This is a genomic window from Flavobacterium artemisiae, assembly GCF_042678225.1.
GTDB classification, from domain to species: Bacteria; Bacteroidota; Bacteroidia; order Flavobacteriales; family Flavobacteriaceae; genus Flavobacterium; species Flavobacterium artemisiae.
Genome location: NZ_JBHUDZ010000016.1, coordinates 229,038 through 247,211, shown reverse-complemented (window position 1 = coordinate 247,211; position 18,174 = coordinate 229,038). Strand labels below are relative to the sequence as shown.

At 36.4% G+C, this 18,174-nt stretch carries 9 protein-coding genes; all 9 read left to right on the top strand.

Going from position 1 to position 18,174, the window contains the following annotated elements; all coding sequences use genetic code 11:
* Positions 1-185 precede the first annotated feature (185 nt).
* The 9 genes from ACFSC2_RS17525 to ACFSC2_RS17485 all read left to right on the top strand — a co-directional run bounded on the left by ACFSC2_RS17525 (position 186) and on the right by ACFSC2_RS17485 (position 18,168).
* Entirely contained in the window at positions 186-2,966 is a 2,781-nt protein-coding gene (locus ACFSC2_RS17525; protein WP_379815634.1) for a glycoside hydrolase family 78 protein, read from the top strand.
* Between the two features lie 143 nt (positions 2,967-3,109).
* Positions 3,110-4,528, top strand: a complete 1,419-nt coding sequence (locus ACFSC2_RS17520) for an acetylxylan esterase (RefSeq protein WP_379815633.1) — start codon at positions 3,110-3,112, stop codon at positions 4,526-4,528.
* 254 nt (positions 4,529-4,782) lie between these two features.
* A complete protein-coding gene (locus ACFSC2_RS17515; protein WP_379815632.1) occupies positions 4,783-7,230 on the top strand; it encodes a glycoside hydrolase family 95 protein in 2,448 nt (815 codons plus the stop codon).
* A gap of 182 nt (positions 7,231-7,412) precedes the next feature.
* Complete coding sequence (locus ACFSC2_RS17510; protein ID WP_379815631.1) at positions 7,413-8,981, top strand: MGH1-like glycoside hydrolase domain-containing protein; 1,569 nt, start codon at positions 7,413-7,415, stop codon at positions 8,979-8,981.
* A 14-nt stretch (positions 8,982-8,995) separates the two neighbouring features.
* The gene (locus ACFSC2_RS17505; RefSeq protein ID WP_379815630.1) at positions 8,996-10,084 is read left to right on the top strand and encodes a hypothetical protein; all 1,089 of its coding nucleotides are present in this window, start codon (positions 8,996-8,998) and stop codon (positions 10,082-10,084) included.
* Positions 10,085-10,268: 184 nt separating this feature from the next.
* Positions 10,269-13,019 carry a glycoside hydrolase family 78 protein gene (locus tag ACFSC2_RS17500; RefSeq protein WP_379815629.1) on the top strand — a complete coding sequence of 917 codons (2,751 nt, stop codon included), beginning with the start codon at positions 10,269-10,271 and terminating at the stop codon, positions 13,017-13,019.
* A 141-nt stretch (positions 13,020-13,160) separates the two neighbouring features.
* Positions 13,161-14,306: a sialidase family protein gene (locus ACFSC2_RS17495; RefSeq protein ID WP_379815628.1), complete on the top strand. Its 1,146-nt coding sequence runs from the start codon at positions 13,161-13,163 to the stop codon at positions 14,304-14,306.
* A 93-nt stretch (positions 14,307-14,399) separates the two neighbouring features.
* Positions 14,400-15,284: a sugar phosphate isomerase/epimerase family protein gene (locus tag ACFSC2_RS17490; protein WP_379815627.1), complete on the top strand. Its 885-nt coding sequence runs from the start codon at positions 14,400-14,402 to the stop codon at positions 15,282-15,284.
* A gap of 154 nt (positions 15,285-15,438) precedes the next feature.
* The gene (locus ACFSC2_RS17485) at positions 15,439-18,168 is read left to right on the top strand and encodes an alpha-d-galacturonidase (protein WP_379815626.1); all 2,730 of its coding nucleotides are present in this window, start codon (positions 15,439-15,441) and stop codon (positions 18,166-18,168) included.
* The last annotated feature ends 6 nt before the right edge of the window (positions 18,169-18,174 follow it).

The following is an 18,174-nucleotide window of genomic DNA, read 5'->3' as shown; positions in this document are numbered from 1 at the left end:
TGATTCGCACAGATTATATAAAGAAATCAAAATAATCCTTTAGTCTGTGGCTAAAAAAAATTAGAGAAATTGTATAAAAAATTAAAAAAGAAATTAGTGCAATTCGCGTAATTCGTGGCAAAAAAATAAATCAGCTCAATCTGCAAAATCTGCGAGAAACAAAATTGGCAGACAAACAAGTAAAGATGAAGAATTTCAAAAACATTGTATTAGTATTTTGTCTCTTAGCAACGATAGTTTCTAAAGGGCAAATTTTGCCTGTACATCTAACAACAGAAATGGCTGAAAACCCATTAGCCGTTATAGAGAATCAACCAAAATTAAGTTGGCAATTGATTTCAAAAGAATCAGATGCATCGCAGGTCGCTTATTTGGTTTTAGTAGCTTCTTCGGAAGAAAAACTAAAAATGAACGATGGCGATATTTGGAACAGCGGAAGGGTGAATACCGATAAAAACCTGCATATTGTTTATAACGGAAAACCATTAAAAAACGAAACCAAATATTTCTGGAAAGTTAAAGTATGGAATCAAGCAGGAAAAGTTTCGAAATGGAGTAAAAATGCTTCTTTTAGAACCGCTCCGTTGGAATCAGATTTAAATCCAACGTGGATTGGTGCAATTACAAAAGCCGACAGTCATTTACCTGAAGGAAGAACGTATCATACAGCGACTTTCAACAGAGAAAAAAAGAATTCGTTTATCAATGCTTCTGATTCGTTGGCACGAAGAAGTATCATGCTTCGTAAACCTTTTGAAGTAGAAAAAGCAGTTAAAGAAGCCGTTGTTTACATTTCAGGTTTAGGACATTACGAATTGACCATCAACGGAAAAAAAGTTGGAAACAGCCAATTTGCACCTTTATGGACGGATTACGATAAAACGGTTAATTACAATATTTACGAATTAAGCGCCAAAGATTTTCAAAAAGGCGATAACGTAATTGGTGTTTTATTAGGAAACGGAATGTACAATACGCTGGCTGAAAGATATACCAAATTCTTTGTGAGCTTTGGTCCGCCGACTTTATTCTTCAAAATGAAAATCAAATATAATGATGGTTCAGAAGAAATTGTAAAATCAGACGGAACTTGGAAATACAGCAAAAGTCCGATTACGTACAACAGCATTTTTGGAGGAGAAGATTATAATGCCAATTTAGAACAAAAAGGCTGGGGAAGTAAAGGTTTCAAAGGCAGGGATTGGAAAAAAGTTGTGATTCAGGAAGCACCAAAAGGAGTCTTAAGACCGCAGACTGCTCCGCCAGTTACAATTCAGAAACAATACGAAGTTAAAACAGTAAAAGAACTGAAACCGAATTTCTATGTTTTTGATATGGGACAAAACCTTTCTGGGTTTCCAACGATCAAAGTAAAAGGAAAAAGAGGGCAATCGATTCGTGTTTGGGTTGCGGAAGGATTAAATGAAGAAGGCACAATCGCACAAGGAAGATCTGGAAAACCTTATTATTACGATTACACTTTCAAAGGTGACGGAACAGAAGAATGGACACCAAAATTCAGTTTCTACGGTTATCAATATGTTCAAATTGAAAACATTAATTACAAAGAAGATAAGAATAAAGAACTTCCGACTTTAGTTGAATTAAAATCGAATTTTATTTACAATTCGGCTGGAGAAGCGGGAAGTTTTGCTTGTTCTAATGAAATTTTCAATAAAACACACGAACTGATTAACAACTCAATAAAAAGTAATTTCCAAAGCGTTTTTACCGATTGTCCGCAACGTGAAAAATTAGGCTGGTTAGAAGAAATTCAGTTGAATGGTCCAGGATTAATGTTCAATTATAATTTGCAGACTTTCCTTCCGGCAACGATGCAGAATATTTCTGACTCACAAAGAGACAACGGTTTAATTCCGACAATCGTTCCAGAATACGTGATTTTTGGAGGTGATTTTACCGATTCACCAGAATGGGGCGTAACAGGCGTGATTTTACCGTGGATGTATTACGAATATTACGGAGATGCTTCATTATTAGAGAAATATTATTCTGTAATGAAAAAATATGTCGATTATTTAAGAACCAAAGCAACAAATAATATCGTTTCGCACGGATTAGGCGATTGGTACGATTACGGAACGCATCCTGCGGGATATTCTAAAAATAGTCCGATTGCGCTTTCTGCAACTTCTCATTACTATTATGGAGCATATTTAACAGCCAAAGCGGGTAAATTATTAGGCAAAACGGAAGATTTTGAGAAATACAATGCATTGGCTTCGGAGATTAAAACAGCTTTTAACAAAGAATTTTTTAACGAAGAAACCAAACAATATGGAACTAACAGTCAGTTTAGCAATTCCGTTCCAATTTTTATGGATATTGTAGAACCGCAGTATAAAGAAGCTGTAATGCAGAATTTATTGGCGGATATCAAAGAAAAAGGAGATCGTTTAACCACTGGCGATGTTGGAAATCGCTATTTATTTCAAACTCTGGCACGAAACGGCGAAAACAAAACCATGTTCAGAATGCACAATCATTACGATGCGCCAGGTTATGGTTTTCAGATTAAATTTGGCTTGACCACTTTAACAGAACAATGGGATCCGAGAAAAGGAAATTCGTGGAATCACTTTATGCTAGGACAGATCGAAGAATGGTTTTACCAAAGTTTAGCCGGAATTATGTCAGATCCTGAAAAACCCGGATTCAAACATTTCTTCATTCAGCCGGAAGTGGTTGGCGATATGACTTTCGCGAAAGCGGACTATCAATCGGTTTACGGAAAAATTGCTTCTTCGTGGGAGAAAAAAGACGGTAAATTTATCCTGAATGTTAGAATTCCTGTGAATACAACAGCGACAATAAAACTGCCTATTTCTAAGAATTCTGAGATAAAAATTGATGATAAGAAAGTTAGAACAAGTTTTGACGAAAAGTCTCAAAAACCATTTTTAGAATTGGGTTCAGGGATTTATACAATAGAATGCAGAATATAGAACGCTGATTAAACGGATTCGCTATCGCGAAGACGCAGATTGACGCGGATTTTTTCTTTTCAAATAATAAAAAAATCCGTTTTATCAGCGTCTTTACGAAGTAAATCCGTTTCATCAGCGTACCAACACACAACAATATTAAAATGAAAAATTTAAAATACATCTTTCTAGTTTCCGTTTTCGCTTTCACATTTGCGAATGCACAAAGCACTTCTGATACCAATTTTAGAAAACCGGTTTCAGAAACTTTAAAGAAAATCGAAACTCTTTTTAAAGTAACCATTAACGATGACCGAGGTTTATTAAAAGGTAAAGAACTGGACTATGCCGATTGGAGAATTGAACCGGGAAACCTGCCACTTTCGCTGACCAATATTTTGGCGCCGTTTGAACTGATGTATTTCAAACAACCCGACGGAACCTACATCATACGCAAGTATGAAAACCATAAAGTTTCGGTAGATAAAGGAAAAGAACGCTTGTTTTATTTGGAAAACCTTTATTCGACCAAAGAAGAATGGGAGAAACGCAAAACGGAGTTAAAAGCTTGTATGATTGCATCATTTGGTTTGGATAAGGCGCCCCCAACACCGAAATCTAAACCACTTTTAACTCCAAAGAGAATTTACAAAGATTACAGTGTAGAAAATATTGCCTTAGAAATTTTGCCTGGTGTATATGCGACAGGTTCGATTTACAAACCGTATCCGTTAAATAAAAAATCGGCTGTTATTTTAACGCCAGACGGACATTTCGGAGACGGAAGATACAGAAAAGACGAGCAGTACCGTTGTGCCATGATGGCTAAAATGGGAGCAATTGTGGTCGCTTACGATTTATTTGCGTGGGGAGAATCGTTATTACAATTTCCAGAAGAAACACATAGAAACAGCATTGCATCAACAGTTCAGGTATTAACAGGAATCCGTTTCTTGGATTATTTGGCAACCGTAAAAAATGCTGACATGACAAGAGTCGGCGTTACAGGAGGTTCTGGCGGAGGTTCGCACACGATGTTTTTGGGAGCCATTGACGACAGGGTAAAAGTGACTGCTCCGGTAGTGATGGTTTCATCGCACTTTTCAGGCGGATGCCCATGCGAAAGCGGGCGTGGAATCCACTTATGCGGAAACGGAACAAACAATGCCGAAATCTCAGCAATGATGGCTCCAAAACCGCAATTGATTGTTTCTGATGGAAAAGACTGGACATTAGCAGTTCCCGAATTGGAATTTCCTTTCATTCAAAGAACCTACGAATTGTACGGCAAGAAAGATTTAGTTGAGAACGCCCATTTTGCAAAAGAAGGACACGATTTCGGAATCTCGAAACGTATGGCGTTGTATCCGTTTATGGCGAAATATTTAGATTTAGATTTGAATAAAGTGAAAAATGATAAAGGCGAAATCGACGAGTCGACTTGTGTAATTGAACCAAAAGAAAAGTTGTTTGTTTTTGGAGATAAAGGAGAAAAACTGCCAAAAAATGCGCTAAAAGACATCAACAAATTATATGAAATGTTCGGAGAAAAAAATCTGAAGGTTTACGAAGTTAAGAAATAAAAAGGTTGCCACGAATTTCACAAATTCACGAATTATTTTGCCACAGATTAAAGGATTTCCACTGATTAAAAATCTGCAAGATCTGCTAAATCTGCGTGAAAAATTTTACTCTCGCAGATTTAGCAGATTATGGAGATAAAAAAAATCCTTTTAATCTTATTAATCTGTGGCTAATAAAATTAAAGAAATTAAAATAAAAATTAAAAAAGAAATTAGTGCCAATTCGTGCAATTCGTGGCGAAAAAAATATATTTATGAAGTTAAGAACAAAAATAACAGTAATCTGTTTTGGAATTTTTTCGTTTGCATCAGCGCAAAGCGATCTGAAATTATGGTACGATAAACCAGCATCCATCTGGAACGAAGCTTTGCCATTAGGCAACGGACGTCTCGGTGCAATGGTTTTTGGCGATCCCGCAGTAGAGCGTTTACAACTGAACGAAGAAACCATTTGGGCAGGTTCTCCAAACAGCAATGCGCATTCAAAATCAATTGAGGCTTTGCCAAAAGTAAGACAGCTTATTTTTGACGGAAAATTTGATGAAGCACAAGATTTGGCCACAAAAGATATCATGTCGCAGACCAATGACGGAATGCCGTATCAAACTTTCGGTAGCGTTTATATCTCATTCGCAGGACATCAAAAATATACCGATTATTACAGAGATTTAGACATTAGTAATGCTACTGCAAAAGTAAAATACAAAGTAAACGGGGTAGAATTTACAAGAGAAATTCTGACTTCATTTTCAGATCAGGTAATTGTGGTCAGACTTTCTGCGAGTAAACCAGGACAGATTACTTGTAACGTTTTTATGAACAGTCCGATTGATAAAACGGTGGCTTCGACAGAAGGAAATCAAATCATTCTTTCAGGAGTCGGAACTAACTTTGAAGGTGTAAAAGGAAAAGTAAAATTTCAGGGAAGACTTATAGCTAAAAATAAAGGCGGAGAAATCGACGCAAGCAACGGTGTTTTAAGTATCAACAAAGCCGACGAAGTAACTTTGTACATTTCGATTGCAACCAATTTCATAAATTATAAAGATATTTCTGGAGATGAAATTGCAAAAAGCAAAGACTATTTAGCGAAAGCAGAAACAAAAGATTTTCAAACAATAAAGAAAGCCCACGTTGATTATTATCAAAAATTCTTCAACAGAGTTTCTTTGGATTTAGGTTCGAATGAATTAACTAAGAAACCGACAAATGAAAGAATTAGAGATTTCTCGAAACAATTTGACCCACAATTGGCTTCGTTGTATTTCCAGTTTGGACGTTATCTTTTAATTTCAAGTTCACAACCGGGCGGACAACCAGCGAATTTACAAGGAATTTGGAACGATATGGTGACACCGCCTTGGGACAGTAAATACACAACAAACATCAATGCGGAGATGAATTACTGGCCAGCACAAGTAACTAACTTACAGGAAATGCACGAGCCTTTTGTGCAAATGGCAAAAGAGTTAGCTGTAACAGGAGCAGAAACGGCAAAAATGTTGTACAATGCCAGCGGTTGGGTTTTACACCATAACACTGATATCTGGCGCGTAACAGCTCCAGTAGATTCTGCTGCTTCGGGAATGTGGCCGACGGGTGGCGCTTGGGTTTGTCAGGATTTATGGGAAAGATATTTATACACCGGTGATAAAAAATATTTAGAAGAAATTTATCCGATTATGAAAGGTGCTGCCGATTTCTTTTTGGATTTCATGATTGTGGATCCGAATACAGGATATTTGGTTGTAGTCCCTTCAAGTTCTCCAGAAAACACACACGCAGGCGGAACAGGAAAAGCGACAATTGCATCTGGAACGACAATGGACAATCAGTTGATTTTTGATTTGTTTACGCATGTTATGGAAGCTTCTGCTTTGGTTTCACCAGACGCTGTTTATGTGAAAAAAGTAAGTGATGCTTTGGCAAAAATGCCTCCAATGAAAGTGGGAAAACACAGTCAGTTACAAGAATGGCAGAACGATTGGGACAATCCAAAAGACAATCACAGACACGTTTCGCATTTGTACGGATTGTATCCGAGTAATCAGATTTCGCCAATAAAAACGCCTGAATTGTTTGAAGCAGCAAAACAATCACTGATTTACAGAACAGACGAATCAACAGGTTGGTCAATGGGTTGGAAAGTAAATCTTTGGGCAAGATTATTAGACGGAAATCACGCTTATAAACTGATTCAGGATCAATTGCATTTGGTAACTGCAGACCAAAGAAAAGGAGGAGGAACATATCCGAATATGTTAGATGCTCACCAGCCGTTTCAAATTGACGGGAATTTTGGCTGTACTGCCGGTTTTGCCGAAATGTTGATGCAGAGCCAAGAAGATGCGATTCAGTTATTGCCTGCTTTACCAACGGTTTGGAAAGACGGAAGCATAAAAGGTTTAGTAGCAAGAGGCGGTTTCGTAATCGATATGACATGGAAAAACAATAAAGTTTCGACTTTAAAAATATATTCGAAAATTGGAGGAAACTGTCGTTTGAAAGTAGAAAATACTTTAAGCGGTTCTTCAATTAAAAAAGCTAAAGGTAAAAATCCAAATCCTTTGTTTTATGATGTGGAAGTGAAGAAACCGATTATTTCAAGTGAAGCGAAATTGCCTAAAGTACAATTGCCAAACTACAATATTTACGATGTGAATATGAAAGCGGGGCAGACGTATACTTTTACGGGGAATTAATTTTTTGAACCATATAAGTGATATAAGAAAATATAATACTACGTAACATTTGTCATTTCGACGAAGGAGAAATCTCCGCAAGTAACTCCGCAATTTGAGTCGCCAAGCTTTGTCGAGTTTCTAACGAAGATTTCTCCTTCGTCGAAATGACAAGATTGGGTAAAAATAAAAACAGAATAAAAATGTTGACAAATTTCAAACATAAGATAATAGCTCTTTCTATCGTAATTGCATGTTTAAACAGCGGTTGCAAATCGGGTGCAAATGTTTCAAACAAAGGAAAATCAGTTGTTTTAAAAGAAAAAAACTTCAAGCATTATGTTGATTATTTCAACACGATGGAAGATGAAAACTTAAAATTTGCCATTCCGAATGATAGTGCTTGGGCTTGGATGGAAAAGAATATTCCGTTGTTTGAATGCCCACAGCAGAATTTTGAGGAGATTTATTATTATCGTTGGTGGACGGCTCGAAAGCACATCAAGAAAACACCGCTTGGTTTTGGAATTACAGAGTTTTTGGTAGATCGTTCCTACGCAGATAAATACAATTTGATTGCTTGTGCTGTGGGACATCATATCAATGAGTTTAGATGGATTCATGACCCGAAATACATTGAGCAGGATGTGAAAATCTGGTATAGAGGAAACGAAGGAAAACCGATGAATAAATTGTATAAATTCAGCAGTTGGACAGCCGATGCTTTGTACAATCGTTATTTGGTAAATAAGGATGAAAAATTCTTATTAGATCTATACCCAGACATGGTTACGGATTATGCTGTTTGGGAGAAAGACCGTCAGCGTAAGGATGGTTTGTTTTGGCAGCATGATGTAAAAGATGGAATGGAAGAATCCTTAAGTGGCGGACGAAAAGTGCAAAATGCAAGACCAACAATTAACAGTTATATGTACGGAAATGCTATAGCGATTTCTAAAATGGCTGCCATGAAAGGCGATAAAGAGGCAGAGGCAAAATTCAAAGCTAAAGCAGATGCCTTAAAACAATTAGTGGAAACGAAATTGTGGAATCCAAAAAGTGAATTTTTTGAGACTTTGACACAAAAAGATACATTGGCACAAGTTCGAGAAGCCATCGGATTTATTCCTTGGTATTTCAATCTTCCTGAAAAAGGAAAAGGTTTTGAAAAAGCTTGGGAACAAATAAAAGATGAAAAAGGATTTTCGGCTCCGTTTGGTTTGACAACGGCTGAAAGAAGAAGTCCACGTTTTAGAATTCACGGAACAGGAACCTGCGAGTGGGACGGTGCGATTTGGCCTTTTGCAAGTTCTCAGACTTTAACAGCGATGGCGAATGTTTTGAATGATTACAATCAGAATTTTGTTGGAAAACCAGATTATTTCAAACAAATGGAATTGTATGTGCAATCACAGTATTATAGAGGAAAACCTTATATTGGCGAATATTTAGACGAAACGACTGGATATTGGTTAATGGGCGACAAAGAAAGAAGTCGTTATTACAATCACTCGACTTTCAACGATTTAGTGATTACAGGTTTGGTTGGTTTGCGTCCAAGAGTTGATGAAAAAATTGAAGTGAGTCCGTTGATTCCACAGGAAAAGTGGGATTGGTTTTGTCTGGATAATGTTTTGTATCACGGCAATATTATCACTATTCTTTGGGATAAAACAGGAGAGAAATATAAAAAAGGAAAAGGTTTCAGGATTTTTAAAAATGGAAAGGAAATTGCGGTTTCTGAGAAATTGGAAAAAGTTATAGCAGATTAAATAAAGAATAAAATTTGGAGAAAACAGTACTAAATTATTCAATCAAAGGTGGTGTATTTCAGATTCTATGGAATCTTGTGTTTGTGGTATTAGGAATTTATCTTTTATCACACACAAACTTTGAAAGAATTACATTTACGTTTTCTCATCTGGCTTTACCTGTCGTTGCAGTTTTATTTATCATTGTTTATGGTATAAAAGCGGTAATGACACTTTCTAATTTTCATAAAAAAATAATATTTTCACAAGAAGGAATAGAACTCAATGAGACATTTTTTGAATGGAAAGATATTGTATTTCCAAGAACTATTGCCAAAACGGAGCATAGCGCTAAATTTAATATGCCTTATAAAGAGTTTTACCTGAGTTTTGTCTATAAGCAGAAAACGATCGAAATAAAAATAGATGATTACGATATATCTGAAAATGAAATAAAAGAACTTCTAAAAAAATATACTCCAAAATATACTCCAAGTCCTATGAATAAAAAAAAAACAGTTTATCAGCCTATACATGATTTTGACCAGATCATAACTTTAGAGTACTATTATGATCTTGAACATGAAGATTCTGAAGAAGCGATAAAAGACATCCAGAAATTAGCTGTAAAAGATCTTGAGAAAGTAAAACGTTTTTGTGAAAACAATCTCTATGCACAACCTGATAAAGTTAGGTTTGTTTATTATGCTTTGAGCGAGGATGAAGATCTTGATAAATGGGCAGATTTTCTTTCAGATGAATTTAGCAGGGTGTATCAAATGGGATTGGATAAAAATAACGTTACAGAACTTTCTTCTGTTATAAATGAGATTTTAGTTGAGACAATAGATACTTATCATGCTGATCGTGTTAGAGAAACATTGTTAAAAGGTTTGGATCATAAGAATGTAGAAACTCGCTTAAACGCTTTAGAATTCCTTGAAGATTGGATCGATGAAGCCGTTTTGAAGAATAATCCAACAATAGTATTGAAGCTCAGACAAAAGTTGAAAGACCCTGAATGGAAAATGCGTTGGAAAACAAGTAAACTGTTAGAACGAAATAAAATTGCTTTTGAAAGTTTAAGTACGCTGGATAAATTGAAAAGGTTTATTAATCCTTAAACAAAGAATTGGCTTCAGAGAAGCCTAATATTTATAGCAAAATGTACATCAAAATAATGTAAAGCTCCAACGGAGCGACACATTTTTAAAAAATATATGTAAGCCCGCTGGGGCTGAATGACCTAAAGATAATAAAATCTATAAATATATCGTCCCTATAGGACTAGACATTATTTAAAATACCATGAAAAAGTTTTTTTTACATCTTACCATAATCCTCTCACTTTTCACAATTTCGGCGAAAGCCCAAAACAGAATTGTTGTAAGCGATTTAAAATGCGAAATGCTGACCAATCCAGAAGGAATTGACGTTTTACAACCAAGATTGAGTTGGAAAATAAAAGCAGAGGTAAACGATGTAAAACAAACGGCATATCAAATTATTGCTTCTACCAGTTTAGAAAAACTAAACGCAGGAAATGGTGATTTATGGAATAGCGGAAAAGTAGAAAGCGACGCTTCAGTAAATGTAATTTATAATGGAAAAAAGCTAAAAGACCGTCAGGATATTTTCTGGAAAGTAACTGTTTTTACAAATAAAGGAGAAATTCAATCCAAAGAAAATGCACATTTCAGTATCGGGATTTTGACTTATGCGGATTGGAAATCTACGCGATGGATTGGTTATGAAAAAGCTTCTCTGGGAGACAGTATTTCGCAGTATTCTAGATTATCAGCTCGCTATCTTCGAAAAGAAATCAATCTTAAAAAGAAAGTCAAAAATGCCAAGGTTTTTATCATGGGAATGGGACTTTACGAATTATACATAAACGGAAACAAAATCGGAGATCAGGTTTTAGCGCCTGTTCCGACAGATTATACCAAGAATATAAAATACAATGTTTTTGATGTGACTTCGCAGTTGCAAGAAGGCAAAAACATGCTGGGAACGATTTTAGGAAACGGACGTTTTTTCACGATGCGTCAGGATTACAAACCATATAAAATCAAAACTTTTGGTTACCCTAAAATGGCTTTGCAATTATTTGTAGAATATACGGATGGAAGCAAAGACGTAATCAGAACCGATGATACTTGGAAAGTCACAACTGACGGACCAATTTTATCCAACAACGAATACGACGGAGAAGAATACGATGCCCGAAAAGAAATGAAAGGCTGGAATACGGTCAATTTCGATGATAAAAAATGGCTTTCGGCAGAATATGTTCAGGAACCGGGCGGATTCTACGAAGGACAAATGTCGGCAAACATGAAAATTAAACGTGAAGTAAAACCGATTTCGATCAAACAGACGCCAAAAGGAACATATATTTTAGATATGGGACAAAATATGGTGGGCTGGTTGCAATTGAAAGTAAAAGGAAATAAAGGAGAAAAAATCACGATGAAATTTGCTGAATCACTTCAGGCAGACGGTTCGTTATATATTGCCAATTTGCGTGATGCCAAAACGACTGATATTTATACGTTAAAAGGTGAAGGCGAAGAAGTTTGGGAACCTCGTTTTATTTTTCACGGATTTAGATTTGTAGAAATTTCAGGATTTACTACAAAACCAACATTAGAAAACTTTGTTGGGAAAGTAGTTTATGATGATATTCAGACCACAGGAACTTTCGATTCTTCGAATCCAATTATGAACCAGATTTTTAAGAATGCTTGGTGGGGAATTAGCGGAAATTATAAAGGAATGCCAATTGATTGCCCGCAAAGAAACGAGCGTCAGCCTTGGTTGGGAGACAGAACAACAGGCGCTTATGGCGAAAGTTTCTTGTTTGATAATCAGACTTTATATGCAAAATGGCTGGATGATATTAAAAATTCGCAGACTATAGACGGTGGAATTCCAGATGTGGCACCTGCTTTTTGGCGTTATTATGGCGACAATGTGACTTGGCCGGGAACTTATATTACGGTTGCAGATATGTTGTATCAGCAGTTTGGCGATGCAAAAGTGGTCGAAAAACAATATCCGAACATGAAAAAATGGATGGATTATATGGAAGAAAATTATCTTGTTGATGATATCATGACCAAAGATAAATACGGTGATTGGTGCGTTCCGCCAGAATCTTTAGAATTAATTCGTTCCAAAGATCCGTCTCGTTTAACGGATGGCGAATTGATTTCGAGTGCGTTTTATTATCAGCTTTTGAATATCATGAAGAAATTTGCTGTGATTGCGAATTCTCAGAATGATATTAAACATTACGACGAATTGGCTTCAAGAATCAAAAAGGCATTCAACACTAAATACCTAAACAAAGAAAAAAACAGCTACGCCAATAATACGGTTACAGCTAATTTATTGCCTTTGACTTTCGGAATGGTTCCAGACGGACTTCAAACCAAAATATTCGAAAATTTAGCACATGAAGTCGAAGTAACTAAAAACGGACACGTAAGTACAGGAGTTATCGGAACACAGTTTTTAATGCGAACGCTGACTAATTTTGGTCGTGGCGATTTGGCTTTCAAATTAGCATCCAACAAAACTTATCCAAGTTGGGGTTATATGGTCGAAAATGGAGCAACTACAATCTGGGAACTTTGGAATGGGAATACCGCAGATCCAGCTATGAATTCGCAAAACCACGTCATGCTTTTAGGAGATCTACTAATTTGGTATTACGAAAATATGGCAGGAATCAAGAGCAATCCTGAAACTCCAGGTTTCAAACAAATCATCATGAAACCTGATTTCAATGCTGGATTGACTTATGTAAATGCTTCTTATGAATCAGTTTACGGAACAATTAAAAGCGATTGGAAAAAGGATAAAAAAGGATTGGTTTGGAATATTAGCATTCCTGCAAATTCTTCAGCAAAAGTTTATCTTCCAGCTAATGATGTTTCGGCTGTTTCGATCAATAAACAGAGACTCGACAAGACATCTTATACTTATTCTACTGAAAAAAATCAGGTTGTTGTAACACTTTCGTCAGGAAATTATGCGATAAACGTTAAATAATCTGCCTTTTCAATAATTCGGGATAGTACAGGATACATTGTTAATTTTTTGGTGTTATTTTTACACTTATTAAATATTTTTACCTAAAAAAATGTTAGGTATATATTTATAGTCAAAAAATAATTCATAATTCAATTAAGAATGAAGATAACAAAATTAGCATTTGTCTTGTTTGGACTTTTCCTTTTGGGAAGTTGTAAATCGGCTTTAGAAAAAAAGACCTGGAAAGAAGGAATTTTAGTAGATCAGTTTGTTTACGATAAAGCACCTTATCCGTCTTGTCACGCGATTACAATTGTCGAAGCTACAAATGGTGATTTAGTTGCGTCTTGGTTTGGCGGAACTCACGAGAGAAATCCTGATGTTTGTATTTATGTCGCTATCAAACCAAAAGGAAGCGATACTTGGAACGAAGGCGTAAAAGTTGCCGATGGTGTCATGAAAGAAGGCCCAAGATTACCAACTTGGAATCCGGTTTTATATCAAATTCCGGGTGGCGATTTAATGTTATTTTATAAAATAGGACCAAAACCATCAGAATGGTGGGGCGTAATCAGAACTTCATCTGATGGCGGAAAAACATGGTCTGAAGCTAAAAAGATGCCAGACGGTTTCTTAGGACCAATCAAAAATAAACCGGTTTTATTAAGCAACGGAACTTTATTATGTCCGTCAAGTATTGAAGGCGATGGATGGAGACTTCGTATGGAATCTACTCCCGATTTCGGAAAAACTTGGGTAATGGGCGATACGCTTTCAAGAGGAAAACAAAAAATCAATGCGATTCAGCCAAGTATTTTATTTCATAAGGACGGAAGCATTCAAGCAATTGGAAGAACTCGAAACAGAGCGATTTTCAGCACCTTCTCAAAAGATAACGGAAAAACCTGGTCGGATGTTGAGTTAATCGGATTGCCAAATAACAACTCTGGCACGGATGCTGTAACTCTTATAGACGGCAGACATTTGTTGGTTTATAACCACGTTCTTCCTCCAGGAAAAGAAGCAAAAGGACCAAGAACACCTTTAAACGTTTCGGTTTCTAAAGACGGAATTCACTGGAATGCTGCTTTGGTTTTAGAAGATTCAAAAATCAGCCAATATTCATATCCTTCGATGATTCAAGGTTCAGACGGAATGGTGCATATTGTTTATACTTGGAGAAGAGAAAAATTGAAATACGTAAAAGTTGATCCAAGTAAACTAGTGGCACTTCCAATCAAAAATGGTGTTTGGCCAGGCGAAGAAGGAAAAGTGGTAACAGCAGTAAAAGCAGAAGAAGAGTAAAAGAAAGTTCGCCACGAATTGCACAAATTTCCACAAATTTTTAAAATATAATTCGTGAAAATTGGTGGAATTCGTGGCAAAAAATATATGAGCATGAAATCTAAAAAACATTTATTAATTGCATTCCTTGTTGTGCTATCAACAACATTCAACAGCTGTGCTACGGCTCAGTCTTCGAACAAAAAGCAAAAATATAAAGTGGCAGTTTGCGACTGGATGATTTTAAAAAGACAAAAATTAGGCGCTTTTGGTTTGGCATCTGAAATAAAAGCAGACGGAATCGAAATGGACATGGGAGGTTTAGGAAACCGACCAACTTTTGACAGCAAACTAGGCGATCCTGTTGAAAGACAAAAATTCTTGAATAAATCAAAAGAAACAGGAGTTGGAATCAGTTCGATTGCGATGTCTGGATTTTATGCACAGTCATTTGCTGCAAGAGAAATCACACCAATGATTACCGATTGTATAAAAGCGATGAAAGATATGAACGTAAAAGTGGCGTATCTTCCGTTGGGAACACAAACAGATTTAGTTAAAAATCCAGAACTGCGTCCAGAAGTAATTAAAAGACTGCAATGGGCAGGAAAAGAAGTTGGCAAAATTGGAGGTGTTATTGCGATTGAAACTTCTTTGGATGCGACAGAAGAGAAAAAACTTTTAGACGAAGTAGGCTCAAAATATATTAAAAGCTCTTTTAATTTTGCGAATGCTTTAGATAATAAAAGAGATATTTCTTCAGAATTAAAAATTTTAGGAAAGAAATATTTAGCTCAGATTCACGCTTCAAATACCGATCAATTCTGGTTAGAAAATGACCCTGCGATCGACATGCCAAAAATCAAACAAACTCTGGACGAAATGAAATGGAGTGGATGGCTTATTGTAGAGCGTTCAAGAGACGTTAATCAGGTGCATAATGTAAAAGCCAATTACGGAGCAAACGTAGCTTATTTGAAGAAGATTTTCCAGAATTAAATAGAAAAATAGAGTGATCAATATGTAATCGTTAAACTGAATTTATCACTTAAAAATCTGCCAAATCTGCTATATCTGCGAGAGTTTATTTTTCCCGCAGATCTAGCAGATTAAGCAGATTAATTTTAAACAGCATACCCAAAAACAGCATACCATGAAATATTTACAATTACTTTTTTTATGTCTTTTCGTCTCTTTCACGACAGCGCAAAATGTTACGATTGTTAGTGACGCTAGTTCGCCAAGAGCAAAATTTGGAGCAGATAAATTATCAGAAACGCTTTCTGCAAAAGGTTTCAAAGTGACTTCTGTTGACAAACTAAAAAACTCAAAAGACAAAGTAATTGTTATCGGAGAAAAAGGAACTGACTTTTGGAAACAAAATGCTAAAAGTGCTAAAATCGACGATAGCAAATTAAGTAAGAAAGAAGGTTTTCAGATTCGTACGCAAAAAAATATAATTTATATTGAAGGATCAGATGCGAGCGGAACTTTATACGGCGCATTAGAATTAGCAGACAGGATTAAAACTTCAGGTCAGCTTCCTTCAGAAATTAATATTGATGATAGCCCAGAAATGGTGCTTCGCGGTGCTTGTATCGGAATGCAGAAACCGGTTTACCTTCCAGGACGCGATGTTTACGAATATCCATATACACCGGAAACTTTTCCTTGGTTTTATGATAAAGCACTTTGGATTAAATACCTAGACATGCTGGTAGAAAACCGCATGAACTCTTTGTATTTATGGAACGGACATCCATTTGCTTCTTTAGTAAAATTGAAAGATTATCCGTTTGCTGTAGAAGTGAGCGACGAAGATTTCAAAAAGAATGAAGAAATCTATAAATTCTTAACCGTTGAAGCGAACAAAAGAGGAATCTGGGTAATCCAGATGTTTTACAACATTATTGTTTCTAAGCCTTTTGCAGAACATTATAACATTAAAACGCAAGATCGTTCAAGACCAATCACGCCTTTGTTGTCTGATTATACCAGAAAATCTATTGCGGCTTTCATTGAAAAATACCCAAATGTTGGATTAATGGTTTGTTTGGGAGAAGCAATCAATACCGTTGATGATGATGTGGAATGGTTCACCAAAACCATTATTCCGGGTGTTCGTGATGGTTTACAGGCATTAGGAAAAACAGAAGAACCGCCGATTATCTTGCGTTCTCACGATACAGACGGGCCTTTGGTTATGGAAAAATCGCTTCCATTATACAAAAACCTGTATACCGAAAGTAAATACACAGGAGAATCTTTAACGACATATACGCCGGGCGGACCTTGGGGCGAAACGCACAAACAGTTGAGCGCTTTAAAATCAATTCATATTGAGAACGTTCACATTTTGGCCAACTTAGAACCTTTTAGATACGGTTCACCAGATTTTATTCAGAAAACGGTAAAAGCGATGCACAGCGTTCACGGAGCGAATGCATTACACTTGTATCCGCAAGCTTCTTACTGGGATTGGCCATATTCTGCCGATAAAACAAAGTCAGGTGAACGTTTGTTAGAAATGGATCGCGATTGGATTTGGTACAAAGCTTGGGCAAGATATGCTTGGGACAGTAAAAGAGATAGAAACGAAGAAGTTAAATATTGGGATAATGATTTAGCGAAGAAATTCGGAACGAATCAGGAAGGAGCAAATAACATTTTAAAAGCGTACGAAGAAACAGGAGAAATTGCTCCAAAAACTTTAAGACGTTTCGGAATCACAGAAGGAAACCGTCAGACTTTATTGTTAGGAATGTTCGAAAGTCAGTTAGTAAATCCGTCAAAATGGAGAGTATATCCGGGATTCCACGAATCTTGTGGGCCTCCGGGCGAATTGCTTTTGGAATATGCTAAAAAAGAATGGAATAAAGAACCGCATTCGGGCGAACTTCCAACGCAGATCATTGCTGAAATTACAGAACACGGAAGATTAGCCGTTGAAGCCATTGACAAGGCCGAAGCAAGCGTAACAAAAGATAAAGAAGAATTTGCACGTCTTAAAAATGATATTCATGCGTACAAAGCTTTTGCCGATTTCTTCTCAGAAAAAGTCAAAGCAGCGTTGTTGGTTTTGAGATACAGTTATTCAAATGATATCGCCGATTTAGACAAAGCGATGCCTCACTTAGAAAAAAGTATCCAGTACTATGAATTATTAGTAAAACTAACTAAAGATACGTACTACTATGCCAACAGTATGCAGACAGCACAACGCCGAATCCCAATTGGAGGTGACGACGGAAACAACAAAACGTGGGCTGAATTGTTACCGCATTATGAGCGTGAATTGGCTAATTTCAAAAGAAATTTAGAAAAGCTGAAATCGTCTAAAGATGGTAAAATCGAAACCAAAGAAGGAAAACCTTGGAAAACGGCAGAAGTAACTTTCATCAACGAAAAACCAGGAACATATTTAGTTAAAACGGGAACAAAAGTTTACGGAACCGATATTTCTGAATTAACGAAAATTGCTCCAGAACTTCAAAACTTAAAAGGATTTACGTTTGTAGAAAACGAACAAAACGAAAAAGGAACACATTTGAAGTTTAGAAATACAAAAGCCGTTAAATTAGTAGTCGGTTATTTCAATTCAGATCAAAAGCGATTTTTATTGCCGCCAAGTTTAGAAACCGATGCTGCAGGAAATGCTCACGGTCAAGCCGAAGTAATTCTGGCAAGTGCTATGAATTTGAAAGAGTTACCACGTGTAAACATTCATACCTACACTTTCCAGCCAGGTGAAAACAAACTGGATTTAGGAAAAGGAAAAGTATTGATTTTAGGTTTCATCGACGCCGATCAAACTATTACACCACGTGATGTTGGATATATCGATGCAGGAGAAAAAGCGGCAATCGACTGGTTGTTTTATTAATAATAA